Below are 16,973 nucleotides of genomic sequence, written 5' to 3' on the forward strand. Positions count from 1 at the left end.
CCTACTCCCCTACCCCTCCCCTAACTACGCATCCTTCTCGGCCTGCTCGTTCACCGGGCCCGGCTCGACCTTCGCCTCTGCGGCCGCCTTCGGACCACCCTTGGCGACACCGACCATCGCCGGCCGCAGCACGCGCTCGCCGATCGAATAGCCCGGCTGCACTACCTGGACGACGGTGCCGGCCGGAACCTCCGGATTTGGCACCTCGTACATCGCCTGGTGGAAATTCGGATCGAACTTCTCGCCTTCTGGCGCGAGTTTCTTCACGCCGTGACGCTCCAGCGCGGCAAGCATGGCGCGCTCGGTAAGGTCGACACCTTCGATCAGCGATTTGAAGCCGGCGTCGCCGCTTGTCTTCGCATCGGCCGGGATCGCGTCCAGCGCACGGCGCAGATTGTCGGACACCGACAGCATGTCGCGTGCGAAATTGGCGACAGCATAGGCACGGGCGTCCTGCACGTCGCGCGCGGTACGCCGCCGTAAATTCTCCATTTCGGCCGCGACGCGCAGCGCGCGGTCCTTCAATTCCTCGTTTTCCTTCAGCAGCCGCACAAGCGCTTCGTAGTCGCCGTCGACGCCACCTTCCGTACGCTCCGCGGACGCCTCGGTTGCTTCCATATCTTCGGGCGTGCGTTCGTCTTTTGTCTGGTCGCTCATCGCGTTTCCCGTCATTCGGATTGGTCTGGATTTGCGCCCGATATCGAGGTTTGGAGGCCAAAAATCAAGGGGTAAGCGCTGGTGGTCGATGCAAGACTATCGTTTCAAGTTAATTCAAATTTTACCGTACCGGGCAGCTTTGCTTGCACTTGAGCGCTCGTGCGGGAACCATGGACGGGCTGCAGGAGTTTCGAAGCCGACACAGGATTTTGGGACGATGACCGGCAACAACGGCAACAGGCGCGCCGACCTCGCCAACGATATCAGGCGGCAGGCGGGCAGCGAAGCGACGAAGCGCTTGCTGCGCACCTTGCCGGCATTTCGCCTGGAAAAAGAGGTGCCCAAGCAGTTGCGCGACCTGCTTGACCGCCTGGAGGGCGCCGAGACGAAGACTGCGAGCGGCAGGCGCCGCACGCCGCGGTTTAAGAGCAATCCAGGAAAAGCGTGAAGCGGTCGGGTTCGGCGACTTCGCCGTAACTTTTCGTCCGGAAATTGCGTCAGAATCAGGAGATCGAGCGGTTTCGTCGTTTCCGTGAAACGGTGAACCGCTCTAAAGGCCTCATGCATGTCGCCCAGAAGCGCCTGAATCCGTTTCCGCACGACGCGCTTTAAGCCGCCTTCCTGTCGTCGCGCATCAGCGCTTCGCCATGGCGGATCTCGGTGCCGAGCACCTTCAGGCATTCCCGCATGAAGGCGGCAAGGCCCGGCCAGCCCTTGGCTGACACCAGATTGCCGTCGACATGCGCTCCTGTCGGAGCGACATCGATATAGATGCCTCCGGCAAGCGTCACTTCCGGCTCGCAATAATGCAGCGCCGCGACTTCCTTGCCGCGCACCACCCCGTCGACCGCGATCAGGATCTGCACGCCGTGGCAGATGGTGAAGATCGGCTTGCCGGTCTCATGGAAGTGCCTGACCAGCGCCTGCACTCGCTTGTCGATGCGGATATATTCCGGCCCGCGCCCGCCCGCCGCGTAGACCGCGTCGTAGTCGGCCGGATTCACTTCGGCGAAGGTCTTGTTGAGGATGTAATCGTGGCCGGGCTTTTCGGTATAGGTCTGGTGACCCTCGAAGTCGTGCAACGAGGTCTTCAGCACATCGCCCGCTTTCTTGTCGGGACACACCACATGGACTGTGTGGCCGACCGCGTGCATGGCCTGCTCAAAGACGAAAATCTCGTATTCCTCGCTGAACTCGCCAACGAGCATCAGTATTTTCTTGCCTGCCATGCCGATTTCCTCCCTTAGCTGGCTATTTATTCCGGACCCAAAATAATAGCCCCGATCCTAAGGGCAGGACGGCGGGAGGGGAAGTGCAAACGAGCGCGTTCCGAGCTTGTCAGCCGGGGCGCTTACGCCGCCAGGAATATTTCGGACCCTTGGGCTCCGGCTCCACGGCCGGCTGGTAATAGACCGGCAGGCCGCCGGTGCGGCCTTCCTCCAGGCGCTTCAACAGCACCGGATTGGAGACCTCGAACTCGTCGAAGCCAAGCCGCAGCATATGCGGCAGCTGGTCGACCAGCACCTGGCCGGTGGCCCGCACCGCACCCTTGAAATTATGCCGGGCCCGCAGCAATTCACCCTTGGAAAAAGAACGGCCATCATTGAAAGCCGGAAAGGCGAGCGCCACCAGCGACAGCTGATCCAACAGGCCGGTTATCTTGTCGAGCTCGTCGCCGGGCTGCAGCAGCACGCCGATGCGCTCGCGCGCCGACTTGCGGACCTCTTCATCGAGCCCGAGAAAGGCCTGCAGCGGCAGGATGAAACGGCCATTGCCGGCAAGCGCCTCGGCGCCTTCGGCGTGGATCCACTCATCCTCGCGAAAACCGTCCAGGGTCCAAAGGCGGGTCCCCGCTGTCGTCGATCCAGTCATCAAGATTCCTAAAAGTTCCAAAGAGCCCAAGCGAGCCGGCAGGCGGCCAGCAGCCGTCGCTTGCCGGCATCACGCGAATAGCGATATACCCTAAAGCGAGGCGTCGGTCAGCGACTTCTCCAGGTCGGAGAGATGGATGCCGCACTCGGTCTTGGCGTGCCCTGCCCAGCGGCCGCTGCGTGCATCCTCGCCGGGCTGCACCGGCTGCGTGCAGGGGAAACAGCCGATCGACAGATAGCCATAGGCGACCAGCGGATTTTCGCGCAGCGCATGCCCGCGCATGTAGGCGGCCTGGTCCGATGTCGTCCAATGCGCCAGCGGATTGATGCGGATGCGCGAGCCGACCGCCTCGAAGACCGGCAGTGACTGGCGCGTCGAAGCCTGGAAGCGCTTGCGCCCGGTGAACCAGGCGCGGAACGGCTCGACGCCGCGTGCCAGCGGCTCGACCTTGCGCACGTTGCAGCAGGCGTCGGTGTTGGTTTCGTGCAGTCTGCCGGTCGGATCGACGCGTTCGAGCGCCGCTTCCTCCGGCTTGATCACCCTGACGTCCGTCAGGCCGAAATCGGCCACCAGCGCGTCGCGGTAGCCCAGCGTTTCCTCGAAATGCTTGCCGGTATCGAGGAAGATAACCGGCAGCGAGCGGTCGATCTCCGAAATCATGTGCAAGAGCACCGCCGAGTCCGCGCCGAAGGACGATACGGCGGCAACCTCGCCGCGGAAGGTCTCGCGCGCCGCGCGTTCTATGATCTCGATCGGCTTCAGATGGCCGAGCAACGCGTCGAGCCCCGCCGCTTCGGCGGCAACGCCGGCTTCGACGTCGTCAATACGGTCAAGCGGCCTTGGTTTCGCCAGCATAGAGCGCCTCCTTGAACGGCGCGGGACCGACACGGCGGTAGGCGTCGATAAAACGTTCATCGGGATTGAGCCGAAGGCCGAGATAGGTATCGACGATCTGCTCGATGGCATCGGTGATCTCTTCCGAGGAGAAGCCGCGGCCGATGATCTCGCCCACGGACGTGTTCTCGTCGGCTGAGCCGCCAAGCGTCACCTGGTAGAGCTCGGTGCCCTTCTTCTCGACGCCGAGGATACCGATATGGCCGACATGATGGTGGCCGCAGGCATTGATGCAGCCTGAGATCTTGAGCTTCAATTCGCCGATCTCGCGTTGCCGCTCCAGCGAAGCGAAACGGCGCGAGATTTCCTGCGCCACGGGGATGGAGCGCGCCGTGGCCAGCGCGCAATAGTCGAGGCCCGGGCAAGAGATGATGTCGCTGATCAGGTTGGAATTGGCCGTCGCCAGCCCGATCTCAACCAGCGCGTCGTAGACCGCCTTGAGGTCGGCGCGCGCCACATGCGGCAGGATCAGGTTCTGCTCATGGCTGACGCGCAGCTCGTCGAAGGCGTATTTCTCGGCGATGTCGGCGACCGCTTCCATCTGGCTGTCGGAGGCGTCGCCGGGCACCTCGCCGATGCCCTTGAGCGAGATCGTCACCGCCGCATAGTCGGGATGGCGATGGGTCACCACGTTCTGGTCCAGCCATTCCGAGAAGCTTTTGGAATCGAGCCGCGCCTGCTTCACCGCCGTATCGCCTTCCGGCCGGTCGGGCAGTGCCGGCGGCGCGAAATAGGCATTGATCGCCTGGATGTCGGCTTCCGGCAGCTTCAGCTCGGCGTCCTTCAGTTCCTGCCACTCGGCTTCGACCTGGCGCGTGATCTCCTCGACGCCGGTCTCATGGACCAGGATCTTGATGCGCGCCTTGAACTTGTTGTCGCGGCGGCCATAGAGGTTGTACACGCGCAGGATCGCCGTGCAGTAGGACAGGAGGTCCGCTTCCGGCAGGAAGTCGCGGATCTTTTTCGCCACCATCGGCGTACGGCCCTGGCCGCCGCCGACATAGACGGCGAAGCCCAGCTCGCCCGCCGCGTTCTTCTTCAGATGCAGGCCGATATCGTGCGTCTGGATGGCGGCGCGGTCGCGCTCGGCACCCGTCACGGCGATCTTGAACTTGCGCGGCAGGTACGAGAACTCCGGATGCACCGACGACCACTGGCGCAGGATTTCCGCATAGGGGCGCGGATCGGCGACCTCGTCGGCGGCGGCGCCCGCGAAATGGTCGGCGGTGACGTTGCGGATGCAGTTGCCGCTGGTCTGGATGGCGTGCATCTCGACGCTGGCGAGATCGGCCAGGATCGCGGGAATGTCGGACAGCGCCGGCCAGTTGAACTGGATGTTCTGGCGCGTGGTGAAATGGCCGTAGCCCTTGTCGTATTTGCGCGCGATATGGCCGAGCATGCGCAATTGCCGGCTGTTCAGCGTGCCGTAGGGCACCGCGATGCGCAGCATATAGGCGTGCAGCTGCAGATAGACGCCGTTCATCAGCCGGAGCGGCCGGAACTGGTCCTCGGTGATCTCGCCGGCAAGCCGGCGTTGCACCTGGTCGCTGAACTCAGCGACACGGGCGTGAACGAAGTCTTGGTCGAACTCGTCGTAACGGTACATGCTTGGTCTTTCCGGGCGCGTCCGCCCGTTTTCCTGTGTTCTATGCCGCCCGGGCGGGTTGCGGGTTCGCCTGCTTGCCGATGTCGGTGCGGATGGTCGGACCCGCGGCGCGGATCTTCTCGCGCAACCGCACCGGTTCGACCAAACCATCGACCACTGTGACGTCGATCAGGTTGACGTCGACCACCTCGTTGTTGGCGCCGGCCGCGGCACCGATCGCTTCCAGCCGGTCCTCCGCCGCCTTGTCATGGGCAATGTCGGCATGGCCGACCGTTTCCGCCCACCCGCCATCGGCGCACCAGACGGCGATGCCGTCGGAGAGCCTGTTCGCGGTCAGAACCTTCATTGCTCAACTCCTTCGGCGACGGCTGAAGCCGCGCCCTCATGCTTACCTGCCGCGAGCGGCTCGGATTGTTCGAAGTTTGCGCCGGCGACCGCGTCGCCGATGATGGTCATCACCGGTCCGGTGAGGTCGGCGCGCTCCTCCAGCGACGGCAGGTCGGCAAGCGTGCCGTGGAAACGGCGGCGGCTGACGAGGCTAGCATTCTCGACGACGGCGACCGCGGTGTCCGGCGACAGCCCCGCTTCGATCAGCCGGCCGGCGACTTCGGCAGCGACCGAACGGCCCATATAGACGGCGACGGTCGCGCCCGAGATGGCGAGCTTGGCCCAGTCGGGCAGCGAGTTGCCCTTGAGGTCGTGGCCGGTGGTGAACACCATCGAGGACGAAACACCGCGCAGCGTCAGCGGCAGTTCGAAATCGGCGGCGGCGGCGAAGGCGGCGGTGACGCCTGGAACCACCTCATAGGCGATCCCTGCCTCGCGCAGTGCGGCCATTTCCTCGCCGGCGCGGCCAAACACCAGCGGATCGCCGGACTTGAGCCTCACCACGCGCTTGCCGGCGCGGCCAAGCTCGATGAGCAGTGCGTTGATCTCTTCCTGGCTCTTGGTATGGCAACCCTTGCGCTTGCCGACCGGCAGGCGCTCGGCATCGCGGCGGCCCATGGCGACGATCGCCTCCGGCACCAGCGCGTCGTAGACGATGGCATCGGCTTCCATCAGCAGGCGATGCGCGCGCAGCGTCAAAAGATCCTCGGCGCCCGGACCGGCGCCGACCAGCGCGATGTGGCCCTCGGCCGGTGCATTGGCATTCAGAAGATCGAGCGCAGCACCGTGCGCCTCGGCGAATTCCCCGGCTTCGATTGCCTTGGCTGGAGCACCGGCGAAGAAATCGCTCCAGAACCGCCGGCGGCGATTGCCCCTCGGCAGCGTCTCGGCGGCGGCGCGGAAGGACGCGGCAAGGGCTGCCAGCCGGCCGAGCGAGGGTGACAACATGCGGTCGATACGCCCGCGCAGCATCTGCGCCAGGATCGGTCCGGCCCCTTCGGTGCCGATCGCGATGGCGACTGGCGCCCGGTTGACCAGCGCCGGCGTGAAGAAATCGCAGAGTTCCGGACGGTCCACTGCATTGACCGGGATGCCGAGCCGGCGCGCATCCTCGACGACGCGGCGGTCGAGTGCCTCATCGGCGCTAGCTGCGAACACGAGCGCCGAACCTTGGAGATGTGCGGCCTCGTAGGGGGTCTTGATATGAACGGCGCCGGTCGATGCGATGAAATCCAGCACGCCGCCGCTGGCATTGTCGGCCACGATGCGCAGCACCGCGCTCGATTGCGAAAGCAGCCGTGCCTTGGCAAGCGCTTCCTCGCCATTGCCCACGATGGCCACGGCTTCGCCGTCGACCCGCATGAAGACGGGAAAGGCATTGAGCTTGGCGTTGGCTGGCGACATGACGATAAGCAATATTGAAACAGTTTGGCAGTTTTACGCGGGCGCGCCGAAAACCAGAAGGCAAGCACTCGCGCATCCCTCGGGGGCAGGCAATCGCTTTTTCGCAACTGCGAAGGGCAGGAGAAAAAAATTCTATTTTGTGGCGAAGGCCGCCCGGGCGCCCCGTGTAAGCACGTTGATCCGTCGTAATTTTTAGCGCAATGCCCGACAGGGAGCAAAATAGTTTTTTCTAAATTCTACTAAGTTAGTAGATTAAAGCCGCCTCCGGTTAAATCACCGATCAATGAGCCTGCGCGCAGGGCAGGTGGCCCTTTGCCGTTATCTGGAACAATCACGCTTCGCGGCACGTTGGGCTACCGATCTATTCTGTCGATCGAGCCTCGATCGACAGCCGGGCAAGCAAGGAGGAACGCCATGGGCATCAAGCTGAAACACGGACTGTGGGTTGTCGTGGCCGATGGCGAAAAGGCGCTCTTCCTGCGCAACCAGGGCGGCAACAAGTTCCCGAATTTGGAAGTGGTGCATGAGATGGAGCAGGACAACCCTGCCACGCGCGAGCAAGGCACCGACAAGCCGGGCCGTTACGGCAACGAGGGACCTCGCAGCGCCATCGAGGAGACCGATTGGCATCGCCTGAACAAGGAACGTTTCGCTGTCGACATTGCCGACCGGCTCTACAAGCTCGCGCATCGCGGCGAGTTCGACGCGGTCGTGCTGATCGCGCCGCCGCAGGTTCTTGGCGAGATGCGCCAGAAACTGCACAAGGAGGTCGGCGAGAAAGTGCAGGCCGAAATCCCCAAGACGCTCACCAACCACACGATTTCGGATATCGAGAACCTGCTGCAGACGGCGTAAGCGACAAACCGCGTCCTTGGCCGGATCGTGTCTCGCGGCCATCCCCTTGGCGGGGCGGGCGCCGATTCTCCGTTGCGCGCTACCGGCAGCGTCGATTTCTGCACGACAGCGGTTGCATCATCGCCGCCCCCTCCACCATATTGCCGAAGGCGACAGCCTCGGCGGGCGCCCATCCGACATCCCGTTTTGGAAAGGCGCTCCATAGACAATGCCGCATGACACGCCCCTTATCGCCACCATCGTCGCCGGTCTGGGGCTGGCTTTCGTCTTCGGAGCCTTGGCCAACCGCTTCCGCATCCCGCCGCTTGTCGGTTATCTTGTCGCCGGCGTGCTTGTCGGCCCGAACACGCCGGGCTTCGTCGCCGACGCCGGCCTTGCCAATGAGCTCGCGGAAATCGGCGTCATCCTGCTGATGTTTGGCGTCGGCCTGCATTTTTCGCTGAAGGACCTTCTGTCCGTCCGCGCCATCGCCGTGCCGGGCGCCATCGTCCAGATCGGCTTTGCGACGCTGCTGGGCGTCGGGCTTGCCTGGTTGCTCGGCTGGTCGCTGGGCGCCGGCCTGGTCTTCGGCCTGGCGCTTTCGGTCGCCTCGACCGTGGTGCTTTTGCGCGCCTTGCAGGAGCGGCGGCTGATCGAGACCGAACGCGGCCGCATCGCCGTCGGCTGGCTGATCGTCGAGGATCTCGCCATGGTGCTGGCGCTGGTGCTTTTGCCTGCGCTCGCCGGCGTGCTCGGCGGCCAGCCGCAGGTCGATGACCATGCGAGCCTGCTCTCGCTGCCAGCCAGCTACGGCATATGGGGCGTGGTCGGCATCACGCTCGCCAAAGTCGCCGCCTTCGTCGTCGTCATGCTGGTGGTCGGCCGCAGGGTCATTCCGTGGATCCTGCATTACGTCGCCCACACAGGCTCTCGGGAACTGTTCCGGCTGGCGGTGCTCGCCATCGCGCTCGGCGTCGCCTTCGGCGCGGCAAAGCTGTTCGGCGTCTCGCTGGCGCTGGGCGCCTTCTTCGCCGGCATGATCATGAGCGAGTCCGAGCTCAGCCACCGTGCGGCGGAGGAATCGCTGCCGCTGCGCGACGCCTTCTCGGTACTGTTCTTCGTCTCGGTCGGTATGCTGTTCGACCCGTTTAGCCTGATCAGCAATGGTTGGCCGATCCTCGCGACGCTGGCCATCATCGTCATCGGCAAGTCGATCGCGGCTTTCATCATCGTCGTCACCTTCCGTTATCCGATCGCGACGGCGCTGATGATTTCGGCGAGCCTTGCCCAGATTGGCGAATTCTCCTTCATCCTGGCCGAGCTTGGCGTCGGCCTGAAACTGCTGCCCGAGCAGGGCCGCGACCTGATCCTCGCGGGCGCCATCCTGTCGATCCTGCTCAATCCGCTGATGTTCCTGATCGTCGACTGGATGAAGCCGTGGCTGGAAAAGCGCGCCGGCAAGGCAATGCCGGTCGAAGAGGCAAGGCCTATCGGCCCGGCGACCGAGCCCGGCCAGGTCGCGTCGGTCCATGCCGTTCCGGGAAAGGAAGACGGCCCGCCGCCAAAGACGGCGCTTGCCGGCCATTCCATCCTGATCGGTTATGGCCGGGTCGGCAGCCTCGTGGGTGCCGCGCTGAAGGAAGCCGCCCTGCCCTTCCTGGTCATCGAGGATGCCGACAAGACGCTGGCGAAGCTGAAGGCCGACGGCGTGGAAACCGTCGCCGGCAACGCCGCCAATGCGGACGTCTTCTCGGCCGCGAATCCGGAAGGCGCGAAGCGGCTGATCCTCGCCATCCCCAACGCCTTCGAGGCGGGACAGGTTGTGCTCAGGGCCCGCGCGGCCAATCCGGGGATCAATGTCATTGCGCGCGCCCATTCCGACGCCGAGGTCGACCACCTGAAAGGCCTGGGGGCGGATACCGTGATCATGGGCGAGCGCGAGATCGCCCGCGGCATCGTCGAGGTGGTGACCGGCAAGACCGCCGATCCGGCCGGTCCTGCCATGGAGATCAATCCGCAGCCCGCCTGATGTTTGTCAGGCGACGAACGCCGAACCGCCGTTTTGCGCGATATCGCTGAGATATCTTGCCGGCGGCTTGCCCAGCGCTTTTTTGAACATGGTGATGAAGGCGGTGACGGATTCATAGCCGAGATCGCCCGAGACTTGCTGCACGCTGGCACCGGCGGACAGTTCCCTAAGCGCGACGATCAGGTGCAGTTGCTGGCGCCAGCGCCCGAAGCTTAAGCCGGTCTCTCTCACGACAAGACGCGCCAGGCTGCTCTCGCTGAGCGCGACACGGTCTGCCCATTCCGCCAGGGTGCTGCGATCGGCGGGATCGTCGGCCAGCGCCTCGGCGATCCGCCTTAGCCGCGGCTCGGCCGAAAGCGGCAGGTGCAATTGCTGAACAGGCATGAGCGGCAGCTCGGCGAGCAGGACCTTTCCCAGGAACTCGCACCTTGCATCGCCCGGTGCGCAGTCCGAAAGTTCGATGATCAGCTCGCGCAACAGCGGCGAGATCGAAAGCGTGCAGCATCGGTCCGGCAGGTCGGCAGCGCCCGGCTCGATATAGACGAAGAAAATCCGGGCATTGGCCGTCGCGACGTTGCTGTGTTGCATGCCGCCGGGAATCCACACGCCGCAATGCGGCGGCACCATCCAAAGCCCGCTCGGAACGCGGCAGGTGACGCCGCCGCCGAGCGCGAAGACGAGCTGCGCTTTGCGATGCCAGTGCTCGGGCACTTCTGCCCTGGCCTCGGTCACGTCGACGCCAACGGCGATCGCCGGAGCGGCCGTCATCGACATCGAAGTCCAGCCAGGGCCAGCGGAGCGGTTGTCTCATGATTGACTTCTTTTAGCTATTGAATGCCATGATAGTTAAATTCTTCGATCCGGGAAGTCGATAGTCTCCGGCTTGCGCAATGGCGGCGCCAGTCGATCGCGTTGCCGGCTGCGCAAGCAACAAGAGGTACGATTCATGCTCGCCCTGGTCACATCTCCCGATAGCGCCGCCGGTCTGAGGCTCGCCGAGTTCCAGGAACCTCGACCCATGGCCAACGAGGCGCTTGTCTCGGTTCACGCAACATCGCTGAACCGCGGCGAACTGCGCCTGCTCGCCATCCGTCCGGATGGCTTCGTACCCGGCCAGGACATCGTCGGCATTGTCGAACGCGCGGCAGCCGATGGTTCCGGCCCGGCAGCAGGCGCCCGTGTTGCGGCTTTGGTCGACCAGGCCGGCTGGGCCGAACGTATCGCCGTTCCGACCGACCGCCTTGCCGCAATACCCGACGGAGTCAGCTTCGCCTCCGCCGCCACGCTTCCGGTGGCGGGCACGACGGCGCTGAGAACCTTGCGTCATGGCGGAGACCTGGCCGGCCAGCGGGTCCTGATCACCGGCGCGAGCGGCGCGGTCGGCCGCTTCCAGATCCAGATCGCCCGCGAGCAGCGCGCTTCGGTGACGGCGATCGCTTCAGCCCGGCACCACGATGATCTTCGCAATCTGGGCGCCGGCCAGGTCGTCGAGTCGATCGAACTGGCCGAGGGGCCGTTTTCGCTGATCACTGAGTCGGTCGGCGGCAAAAGCCTCGCTGAGGCGATCGAACGGGTCGCGCCCGGCGGGACCATCGTCATGTTCGGTTCGAGCAGCGGCGAGCTCACGCCGATCGGATTCCGTCAATTCGTTCCGGGTCACGAAGGCGCGAGGCTGCAGACCTTCGCCTATTACACGTCCGGCTCAGCCATCGGCGCCGACATCGCCCGGCTGCTTGGCTTGGTCGCGGCCGGCCGGCTGGAAACCCGCGTCGCCTTGACCATGCCATGGACGGACATCGGCCAAGCCCTGGACGCGCTGCGGCAGCGCAGCTTCAGCGGCAAGGCTGTTCTCACAATGGCCTGAAGCTAATGCATGTCGCCCAAACGTGCGCAGCGGTTTTGGGACAACGACATGCACAAACAAAGAGCTAAAGCGCGTCGCCCTGAATCCCCTTCAGCGCAACGCGCTTTAGCCGCTCATACGTGCTGGCCGCCATTGATGTGGATTTCCGAGCCGGTCACGTAGGACGCCTGGCCGGAACACAGGAAGAAGATGATGTCGGCGACTTCCGAAGTGGCGCCGAGTCGCCGCAGCGGGATCGTCTCGACGATCTTGTCGGTGCCGGGCGACAGGATCGCGGTGTCGATCTCGCCCGGCGCGATCGCGTTGACGCGGATGCCGTGCGGCCCGAAGTCATGCGCCATCTCGCGCGTCAGCGAGCCCAGCGCTGCCTTCGACGTCGCATAGGCCGTGCCGGCGAAGGGATGCACACGCGTGCCGGCGATCGAGGTGACGTTGACGATCGAACCCTTGGCGGCGGCGAGTTCCTTGAACAGCCCCCTTGCCAGCATGATCGGCGCGAAGAAATTGACCTGGAACACGTCGCGCCAGACATGCATCGGCGTCTCGATCGAATCCATGCGGCTGCCGGTCCTGAGCTTTGGCGAAATGCCGGCATTGTTGACCAGCGCGTGCAATTGCCCGCCATGCGCCTCCAGCCGATGGCGGATTTCCGAAACGGCAATCCCGACATCCTCCTGGTCGGCGAGGTCGACCTTGATGTGGTCCTCCGGTCCGGCCGGCCACGGGCAGTCCTCGGCGAAAGCCTGGCGCGAGCACGTGATGACGCGCCAGCCTTCGCGCGAAAAGCGCTTCACCGTGGCATGGCCGATGCCACGGCTGGCGCCGGTGAGCACAATGGTTTTTCTGCTGTCGGTTTCGGCCATGGGCTTGGTCTCCGGCCGGACATGTAGCCGAAGGCGCTTGCCATTACGAGAGGTGAAGTTGCCGCCGCAACCATGATCCCGGAAAGTGGGTTCCGGTTTCCGGAAAAGATCATGGTCAAAAAAGAAGCTGAAACCATTCCGATCCCGTCGGAATGGGCTTCAGCCGCCGCCGAGGATATCGAGGATAGAGGTCTGTCGCTTTTTCGTCGGGCCGCCGACATTGCCGGGCGGCACCGGATGCTTGATCGAGCCGGTTTCCCCGCTGTCGCTAGGCATGCCAAAGCCGCCGGCATCGACCGTTTCGGCCGGTTGTGTGGCCCGCACCTGGCGCGGCGCCGGCGCCTGGGCGACAGGCTGTGACTGGCCAACGGCGGCCGGCGGCGCGGGCGGCGGCTGCGAGGCGTCCGCCGACGGGATCTCGTCCGGCACGATCGTATCGGATGGCGTCGACTTCCAGGTGCCGGGCAGCGGCCTGACCGGCACGCCTTCATGCGCGGCGACCATGAATTCGTGCCAGGCCTGCGCCGGCAACGCGCCGCCGGTGACCTTCTTCATCGGGCTGCCGTCGTCATTGCCGAACCACACGCCCGTGGTGAGATTGGCGGTGTAGCCGACAAACCAGGCGTCGCGCGAGTTCTGGCTGGTGCCGGTCTTGCCGGCCGAGGGCCAGTTGAACGCCGCCTTCCTGGCAGTGCCGACCTCGACGGTGCCGGTCATCATCGAGTTCATCATGCCGACGATGTCCGCCTTGACGACGCGCGGCGCGCCGCCGCCACTGTTCTCGTAGAGCACCTTGCCGCTGGCGGTGGTGATGCGCTGGATGAAGTGGATATCCGGCTTGTAGCCGCCATTGGCGAAAGGCACATAGGCCGAGGTCAATTCCAGCGGCGTCACTTCCGAAGTGCCAAGCGCGATCGAGGTGTTGGACTGCAGGTCGGACTGGATGCCCATGCGGTGCGCTGCTTCCACTACGGCGTCGGGCCCGACCTCCATGGTGAGCTGCGCCGCCACCGAGTTGAGCGACTTGGCCAGGGCCGTCGCCAACGTGACCTTGCCGTAATACTTGCCGCCGTAATTGTCGGGCGTCCATTTGCCTATTTTGATCGGCGCGTCGTTGCGCACGCTGTCCGGCGTGCGGCCGGCTTCGAGCGCCGCCATGTAGACGAAGGGCTTGAAGGCCGAGCCCGGCTGCCGGCGCGCTTCCGAAGCGCGGTCGAACTGGCTGGTCGAATAGTCGTAGCCGCCGACCATGGCGCGCACCGCGCCGGAATCGTCGATCGACACCAGCGCCCCTTGCGTGACGTTGAGCTTCTTGCCGCTCTCGTCGACCAGCCGGCGGATCGACTGTTCGGCAAGCTTTTGCAGGTTCAGGTCCACGGTAGTGTCGATGACGATGTCGCCGCGCACATCGCCGATGAGATCGGGCAGTTCCTCCATGACCGTGTCGGCGACATAGTTTTCGGAACCGGTCCAGTAGGACGGCGCGCGCGTCGCCGGCGCGCTCAGCGCCACCTTGTATTCCTTGTCGCTGATCTTGCCTTCCCCGCGCATGGCCGCGAGCACGAGCTGCGCGCGTTCCTCGGCCGCCTTCGGGTCGCGCGCCGGCGAAAGCTTGGACGGCGCCTTGAGCAGGCCCGCCAGAAGCGCAGCCTCCGACAGGGTCACGTCGCGCGAGCTCTTGCCGAAATAGCGCCGCGAAGCCGCCTCCACGCCATAGGCGCCCGAACCGAAATAAACCCGGTTGAGGTACATTTCGAGGATCTGGTCCTTGCTGTGCTTATGCTCCAGCCACAGCGCCAGGAGCACTTCCTGCACCTTGCGCTCCAGCGTGCGGTCCGGCGTCAGGAACAGGTTCTTCGCCAGCTGCTGGGTCAGCGTCGAGCCGCCCTGCGAGAAATGTCGGCCGATGAGGTTGGTGACCATAGCGCGCGACAGGCCGATCGGATCGATGCCGAAATGCGAATAAAAGCGGCGGTCCTCGATGGCCACGACGGCTTCCGGGATATAGGGCGACATTTCATGCAGGCCGACGGCCTCGCCGCCCGACATGCCGCGATTGGCGATCAGCCCGCCATCGACCGAGACGATCTTGATGTTGGGCGCGCGGTCCGGGATCGACCATGTGGTGGCCGCCGGCATCTTGGCGCCGTAATAGACAACGATGCCGGCCGCCGCGATGCCGCCCCAGATGCACAGCACGAAGCACCAGTAGACCAGACGGGTGGCAACGCCGAGCAGCCCCCGCCGGTTGCGATCGCGGCCACGACCGCGTGATTTCGCCTTGGCGGACTTGCCTTTTGCAGCGGATTTACGGGCACGCGGCACGACGCGATCCTCCTCGCTCACCGAAAAGCCATCGGAGGATTTCGCCCGCGGCGAGCCCTCGAAGCTCGGTTCGATGCGACTGTCTCTGCGGTTCGCCATGCGCTCTTGCTTGCCTGCCCCGGTGCCGATGGCGTTCGGGTGCAGAGTAGATGCGGCGGTTTAAAGGCGCGTTAAAGCAGGGTTTATGCAGCCTTTTGAAATTCCTTACGATTTTCTGAATCCGCTAGGTTGGCGGCGGCTGGCGACGGCTCAAAGGCCCGCGGCCTTGGCGAGATAGGGTGCGAGGGCCAACGCATAGGTGGCCGTAAGATGATGATTGTCGCGCAGGACGACGATGTTGCCGACCACCGCGGAGCAGCTGTCCTTGCCGCATAGCGCGTCGTTCATGTCGACCATTGTCACCCCCGCTACGGACCGGGCGGCGAGCGCGTAGATGTTTTCGCGCTCGACCTCGCTGCGTGGATTGACGCATTTGCCGGGATCGGTTCCGAGGCAATTGCGTGGATCGAACAGGCTGAAGGGCGTGTTGCGGATCGCGACGACGCGCACGCCCTGTCCGGCCAGCTCGTTCCAGACGCTGCGCAACCCCTCGATCATCGCATCCTGCGTAACGCTGGCGTAGTTGCTCTGGCTGGTGATCGCGAAATCGGGCTTCAACTTCGCGATTTCGGCGAGAACCCTCTCCCGCCATATCGCGCATTGCTCATACGGCTTGCCGTCGTCAAGGATGGCAACCGGGTTACCGGGCATGCCGCCTTGGTGAAGGTGACGAGCTTCCACTTCCTGTCTTTGGCGATTTTGTCGACTGCCGGTATCCATTGCGCCGCATGGGAGTCGCCCATCACGACAATGGTCCTCGTGCCCGCCGGGTCCCCGAGCAGGCAACCGGTCGCGTCGGTCCCCTTCTGCTCCTGATGACATTTCATCCGGTAGATGACAGGCACGTCGGCGCCGATCTTGCTGAGGGGAGGTAGTGGTTTGATGCCGCCGGGTACGGCAGCGTTCGCCAGCAAGGCGGCAGGCCCCGGATAATTCATCGTTCCGATCAGGCCGATGTCGATGGGCTGCCGGTCGATCGCGTAGACGAGCCCGCCGGCCGCAGCCACGCACAGCCCCACCGCCACCGTGCCGTCGATCAGCGGCCGCCATTCCATGGATGAACGCGAATGGCGATAGGGCTGTTCGACGAAGCGATAGGAAAGACCGGAAACGAGCAGGGTGGCGATGATCAGCAGAAGACCATCGACCAGGCCGATCGCGCCTCGCTGCGCCACATAGAATATGATCAGCGGCCAATGCCACAGATAGATCGAATAGGAGCGGTCCCCGATATAGCGCAGCACGGTCGTATCCAGGCCGCGGAAGCGACCGATGCGTATACCGCCGGCCGCAATGATCAGGGTCGCGCCGAGCGTCGGCAGCAGCGCATTGAAGCCTGGGAAGTCGGTCGACCTTGAAAACAGGATCGCCGATGCAAATACCGCCAACAAGCCGGCGATAGCCATCGCTGTCCGCACACGCCGGTCCGGCTGGAACCAGTCGAGGGTCAGCGCCAGGAGCCCGCCAAGGGCCAATTCCCACATCCGAGTGTGGGTGACGAAATAGGCCCATGCCGGATCGGATCGGGTGAGAGCGACGGAAGCCGCGAGCGAACCAGCCAAGACCAAGCCGAGCACGGTAATGAGCGTCTGGATCGGTGAATACCCGCGACGCCTGGCCCACCAAAGCGCCCCGATCATCAGCACCGGCCAGACGATGTAGAACTGCTCCTCGATCGACAGCGACCAGAAGTGCTGCACGGGGCTCGGCGCGTCCTCGGCGCCGAGATAATCCACGGCCTGCTCGGCAAGCCGCCAGTTCTGCACGTAGAGCGCGCTCGCCATCACCTGTTTGGCGGTTTCTTCCCACCATGCGTCCGACACGAACAGCAGCGTTCCCGCGAGCGTGACCAAGAGCGCGGCGATCGCCGCCGGCAGCAACCGCCTGACCCGGCGGCTGTAAAAGCCGACAAGCGAGATGCCGCCATCGCTGAGCGCCATACGGGTGAGCAGGCCGGTGATGAGGAAGCCGGAGATGACGAAGAAGATATCGACGCCGACATAACCGCCGGGAAGCGCTGCCGGCCAGATGTGGAAGATCACCACAAAGGCCACGGCGAGCCCGCGCAGTCCCTGTATCTCCGGCCGAAATCCCCCCGACGCAGTATCGTCTCGCAAAGCGAGTCTAGCCCCTCACAGC

Annotated in this window: 13 protein-coding genes and 2 pseudogenes; 4 read left to right on the forward strand and 11 right to left on the reverse strand. The window is 64.4% G+C overall.

The annotated features are described in order from the left end of the window. Positions 1–24: 24 nt before the first annotated feature. Positions 25–657 (reverse strand): nucleotide exchange factor GrpE, encoded by a 633-nt coding sequence (gene grpE / locus AC0L2L_RS25480; protein ID WP_473582217.1) that lies wholly within the window; start codon positions 655–657, stop codon positions 25–27. A gap of 217 nt (positions 658–874) precedes the next feature. Between grpE and AC0L2L_RS25485 the strand changes: the two genes are divergently transcribed. Beyond that, entirely contained in the window at positions 875–1,105 is a 231-nt protein-coding gene (locus AC0L2L_RS25485; protein WP_473582219.1) for a hypothetical protein, read from the forward strand. Positions 1,106–1,265: 160 nt separating this feature from the next. On the opposite strand, the gene AC0L2L_RS25490 is transcribed toward AC0L2L_RS25485, so the two are convergent. The 6 genes from AC0L2L_RS25490 to cysG all read right to left on the reverse strand — a co-directional run bounded on the left by AC0L2L_RS25490 (position 1,266) and on the right by cysG (position 6,820). Beyond that, positions 1,266–1,886: a DJ-1/PfpI family protein gene (locus AC0L2L_RS25490; RefSeq protein ID WP_473582221.1), complete on the reverse strand. Its 621-nt coding sequence runs from the start codon at positions 1,884–1,886 to the stop codon at positions 1,266–1,268. A 109-nt stretch (positions 1,887–1,995) separates the two neighbouring features. Beyond that, positions 1,996–2,529, reverse strand: a complete 534-nt coding sequence (locus AC0L2L_RS25495; RefSeq protein ID WP_473582223.1) for a DUF934 domain-containing protein — start codon at positions 2,527–2,529, stop codon at positions 1,996–1,998. A 90-nt stretch (positions 2,530–2,619) separates the two neighbouring features. Further along, positions 2,620–3,384 (reverse strand): phosphoadenylyl-sulfate reductase, encoded by a 765-nt coding sequence (locus AC0L2L_RS25500; protein WP_473582225.1) that lies wholly within the window; start codon positions 3,382–3,384, stop codon positions 2,620–2,622. Next, positions 3,359–5,029 (reverse strand): nitrite/sulfite reductase, encoded by a 1,671-nt coding sequence (locus AC0L2L_RS25505; protein WP_473582227.1) that lies wholly within the window; start codon positions 5,027–5,029, stop codon positions 3,359–3,361. Before AC0L2L_RS25505 ends, AC0L2L_RS25500 begins: the two co-directional genes overlap by 26 nt. A 40-nt stretch (positions 5,030–5,069) precedes the next feature. Beyond that, positions 5,070–5,375: a DUF2849 domain-containing protein gene (locus AC0L2L_RS25510; RefSeq protein ID WP_473582228.1), complete on the reverse strand. Its 306-nt coding sequence runs from the start codon at positions 5,373–5,375 to the stop codon at positions 5,070–5,072. Then, positions 5,372–6,820 carry a siroheme synthase CysG gene (cysG, locus tag AC0L2L_RS25515; protein WP_473582229.1) on the reverse strand — a complete coding sequence of 483 codons (1,449 nt, stop codon included), beginning with the start codon at positions 6,818–6,820 and terminating at the stop codon, positions 5,372–5,374. The genes AC0L2L_RS25510 and cysG overlap by 4 nt, the downstream gene beginning before the upstream one ends. Positions 6,821–7,234: 414 nt before the next feature. Here cysG and AC0L2L_RS25520 point away from each other — a divergent pair, with 414 nt between their 5' ends. Continuing rightward, positions 7,235–7,675, forward strand: a complete 441-nt coding sequence (locus tag AC0L2L_RS25520) for a baeRF12 domain-containing protein (RefSeq protein WP_473582230.1) — start codon at positions 7,235–7,237, stop codon at positions 7,673–7,675. A gap of 208 nt (positions 7,676–7,883) precedes the next feature. Further along, on the forward strand, positions 7,884–9,683 hold the full coding sequence (gene ybaL, locus AC0L2L_RS25525) for a YbaL family putative K(+) efflux transporter (RefSeq protein ID WP_473582231.1): 1,800 nt from the start codon (positions 7,884–7,886) through the stop codon (positions 9,681–9,683). Positions 9,684–9,689: 6 nt separating this feature from the next. On the opposite strand, the pseudogene AC0L2L_RS25530 reads toward ybaL, so the two are convergent. After that, a pseudogene (locus AC0L2L_RS25530) lies at positions 9,690–10,494 on the reverse strand (AraC family transcriptional regulator). 135 nt (positions 10,495–10,629) lie between these two features. On the opposite strand from AC0L2L_RS25530, the gene AC0L2L_RS25535 reads away from it, so the two are divergent. After that, positions 10,630–11,547 (forward strand): zinc-binding dehydrogenase, encoded by a 918-nt coding sequence (locus AC0L2L_RS25535; protein ID WP_473582233.1) that lies wholly within the window; start codon positions 10,630–10,632, stop codon positions 11,545–11,547. 113 nt (positions 11,548–11,660) lie between these two features. Here AC0L2L_RS25535 and AC0L2L_RS25540 read toward each other — a convergent pair whose 3' ends face one another. The 3 genes and pseudogenes from AC0L2L_RS25540 to AC0L2L_RS25550 all read right to left on the reverse strand — a co-directional run bounded on the left by AC0L2L_RS25540 (position 11,661) and on the right by AC0L2L_RS25550 (position 16,951). Further along, positions 11,661–12,410 (reverse strand): SDR family NAD(P)-dependent oxidoreductase, encoded by a 750-nt coding sequence (locus AC0L2L_RS25540; RefSeq protein ID WP_027165393.1) that lies wholly within the window; start codon positions 12,408–12,410, stop codon positions 11,661–11,663. Between the two features lie 159 nt (positions 12,411–12,569). After that, positions 12,570–14,834: a transglycosylase domain-containing protein gene (locus AC0L2L_RS25545; protein ID WP_473582235.1), complete on the reverse strand. Its 2,265-nt coding sequence runs from the start codon at positions 14,832–14,834 to the stop codon at positions 12,570–12,572. A 150-nt stretch (positions 14,835–14,984) separates the two neighbouring features. Continuing rightward, a pseudogene (locus AC0L2L_RS25550) lies at positions 14,985–16,951 on the reverse strand (acyltransferase family protein). Positions 16,952–16,973 lie beyond the last annotated feature (22 nt).

It is taken from the genome of Mesorhizobium sp. WSM4832, assembly GCF_055811115.1.